The following is a 1,906-nucleotide window of genomic DNA, read 5'->3' on the forward strand; positions in this document are numbered from 1 at the left end:
CTTTTCAATAGTTGCAGGCGGCGTTTATACGTGGCGTCGAACACCGCGGCGCCCAGTGGCCCGCCGTCGTGGTGGTTGTTCACGCCCTTTAATTTCACGTGCCGACCATTTAACAAGAAGCCATTGTTGGCGTCAAACTGCGCCGTTCTTATGCCAAAGGGCAAGGTATATTGATCAACCACCGTACCTGCTTTCCGCACTTCTACCTGTACCCGGTATAAATTGGGTTGTTCAACCGACCATAATACCGGGCTGGGAATACGGATGTTTTGTTCAATGGTCGACTGGCCCCGCACGGCTTTCAAAGCCGATTCGGCCCTGCCGGCTTCTTTGCCCCCGGCCCCGATAAATCGGGTGATAACGGTGCACGGTTGTTCAACATCACTATCGTTGCTCAGGGCAATTGACATTTGAATACTGGCTTTGTTAGTACCTGCTTCAACGGTGCGGGCAAAAACACCCCACTGGTCCACATGCAGTTTGTTGGTTGCCATCAGCCACACATGCCGGTAAATGCCGGAGCCGGTATACCATCTTGAATTCGGTTGTTCGGTGGTGTTTACTTTTACGGCGATGATATTTTCCTGGCCGACCCGTTTTACATACGGGGTGAGGTCGTAATAAAATGAGGAATAGCCATAGGGACGAATGCCCAGGTAATGGCCGTTGATCCATACTTCACTGTTGCGATACACCCCATCGAACAGGATCGAAACCATTTTGCCGGAAAGGTCTGGTGTTGTTTTAAAATGCTTCCGGTACCAGCCAATGCCACTATAGGAATAGCCCCCACCCGGCCCGGTTTTGTACGCTGAATCGAAAGGATGTTCGATGCTGAAATCATGCGGCACATCGAGCAGGCGCCATTGGCTGTCGTCAAAGGCCGGTTGTTCGGCGCCCGGCTGATCGGTTTCGGTAAACCGCCAGTTATAATCGAAAGGAATTCTGGTGTTGGTCGTTTTCTGTGCTGCGGCGCCCGATGCTATGAGCAGGAGCGTTATCAACAGCGGCAGGCAGGAGGTCTTGAACATTATGCTATACTTTATAAAATGGATCTCTGAAAGATATATTAATCGGCAGACGGCAGACGGCAGACGGCAGACGGCAAACAATTTCCGGCGGCGCAAGGTAATTATTAATCTCAACAATCGCGAGCCATTCACGATTCACGATTCACCATTCACGATTCACGATTCACGATTCACGATTCACCATTCACCATTCACGATTCCCTCAGGGTCTATGCATCCATGCATCCGTTCTGAAAGGGATAGCAGGGAGTTTTTCCGAATTGAAAAGGTTACATTCGGGATTGTCGGCCCAGGCATAGCGCACGGCTACCGGTTCCGGCACCCTGTCGGCATATACGATCACGTGATCGCCCTCGATGGTGGCTTTTGCCCAATAAAATGTATGGTCATTGCCTGCGATCGCGAAACCGGTCACATCTTTCCCCTCTCTTGTTGACAAGCCTGCACCTATGTTGGTAAAGTTAATGCGGATGCGATTTCCCTGCCGCTGAAAATTTTTATACACCGGCCCGGATGCGATCACGTTCTGTTTGTACACCGCTTTATCGGCCACTAAAGCCAGGCGGCGGCCTACCTCCTGTTTGTTCTTTGGATGTATATCATTGGCCTCCCCAATATCTATGATGCAGGCCATGCCCGTGTTGGGCAGCGACAAGGTCATCCCTTGCGCTTCGCGCAATTCGGCCCAATCACTTTCACCGGGGAGTGGTTTTGTTTTCATAAAATTGGCTAACTGCACAAACAGGAACGGCACATCGCCCTGCTGCCAGCGTTGCCGCCAGTCTTTGATAAGCATGGGAAACAAGGTGCGGTAATTGTAAGCGTCCGGTGCATTCGCTTCGCCCTGGTACCAGATAAATCCTTTGATGCCAAAA

2 protein-coding genes are annotated in these 1,906 nt (G+C 51.1%); both read right to left on the reverse strand.

The window, feature by feature from the left end; translation table 11 throughout:
* Positions 1 to 1,031 (reverse strand): sugar-binding domain-containing protein (locus ACJ751_RS01530; protein ID WP_407743612.1); only part of this gene is annotated, 1,031 nt, incomplete at its 3' end.
* A 202-nt stretch (positions 1,032 to 1,233) separates the two neighbouring features.
* Positions 1,234 to 1,906 (reverse strand): sialate O-acetylesterase (locus ACJ751_RS01535; RefSeq protein WP_407743613.1); only part of this gene is annotated, 673 nt, incomplete at its 5' end.

The sequence above is a fragment of the Niastella sp. genome (assembly GCF_045805085.1).
Classification (GTDB): Bacteria; Bacteroidota; Bacteroidia; order Chitinophagales; family Chitinophagaceae; genus Niastella.